Here is a 1337-nt window from a genome sequence, read left to right as displayed (position 1 = left end):
TGAGTGGGCCCCATGAAAAGCCAGACAGTAGAAGTCTCTTAACTTAAGAGATAGGCTTGGATATATGTCTAACACTAACGCTAATTTTGAGATGACTGGAATACTGTTAGGGCAAGAAGCCCGTCGGCGTAAAACGCCTCAGGAAAAGATCGCCATTATTCAGCAGTCGATGGAGCCGGGAATGTCGGTATCCCATGTCGCCCGCCTGCATGGCATTCAGCCCAGTCTGTTGTTCAAGTGGAAAAAGCAGTACCAGGAAGGCAGCCTCGCCGCAGTGGCTGCCGGTGAAGAGGTCGTTCCGGCTTCTGAACTCTCCGCAGCGCTGAAACAAATCAGGGAGCTTCAGCGTCTTCTGGGTAAGAAGACGATGGAGAACGAGATCCTGAAAGAAGCGGTGGAGTACGGTCAGTCGCGAAAATGGATAGCGCATGCGCCCTTGTTATTAAAGGACAAGGAATAGCACAGGTCAGCCGGGCTTTAGGCGTGTCGCGTGCGCAGTTATCCCTTCGGGTCAATCGTCCTGTCGACTGGCAGGACGGGCGTTGTAACAGACGTAATGAGGAAGCAGATGCAGAGCTGCTGCCGCGTATCCTCGCGATCATCAGCGATATGCCGGGTTATGGCTATCGACGAGTGTGGGCGATACTGCGAAAACAGTCGCGCAATGAAGGGCTTCTCCCCCTGAATGCCAAACGGGTTTATCGTGTGATGAGCGAGAACAACCTGTTGCTGTTGCACGACAAACCCCAACGTCCGCAGCGGGAGCATAACGGTAAAATCGCGGTGGCGGAAAGCGATCTTCGCTGGTGTTCAGATGGCTTCGAGTTCGGCTGTGATGACGGTGAAAAGCTGCGGGTGACGTTCGCGCTGGACTGCTGCGACAGAGAAGCCATAGACTGGGCCGCCAGCACAGGGGGTTACGACAGCAGTACGGTACAGGATGTGATGCTGGGAGCAGTGGAAAAGCGGTTCGGTAATCAGTTACCGGAAAGATCAATCCAGTGGCTGACGGACAACGGTTCGGCTTATGTAGCGCATGAAACCCGCTGGTTCGCGAGGGAACTGAATCTGGAGCCGTGCACAACAGCAGTGAGCAGTCCGCAGAGCAATGGGATGGCTGAACGGTTCGTAAAAACGATGAAAAGTGACTACATCACCTTCATGCCAAAACCGAATGTGAGAACGGCGTTGATAAACCTGGCGGCAGCGTTCAAGCATTACAATGAAAACCATCCGCACAGCGCCCTGGGATACCTCTCACCGAGGGAATACCGGAGCCGACGGAGAACACTAACGTAGAGACAAAAGTTGTCTGGAAATAGCGGGGCAAGATCAGA

General features: G+C 53.7%; 1 protein-coding gene. It reads left to right on the top strand.

The genetic code is table 11. The features are described 5' to 3' along the window. Positions 1-91: 91 nt before the first annotated feature. Positions 92-1299 (top strand): IS3 family transposase gene (locus J1784_RS00375; RefSeq protein ID WP_217147593.1). Its coding sequence is split into 2 segments (ribosomal slippage): positions 92-413 and positions 413-1299, totalling 1209 coding nucleotides; the frame shifts between segments, so codons are not numbered across the junction. The last annotated feature ends 38 nt before the right edge of the window (positions 1300-1337 follow it).

The sequence above is a fragment of the Rahnella ecdela genome (assembly GCF_019049625.1).
GTDB classification, from domain to species: Bacteria; Pseudomonadota; Gammaproteobacteria; order Enterobacterales; family Enterobacteriaceae; genus Rahnella; species Rahnella ecdela.
This window is presented reverse-complemented; position numbering and strand designations above follow the sequence as displayed.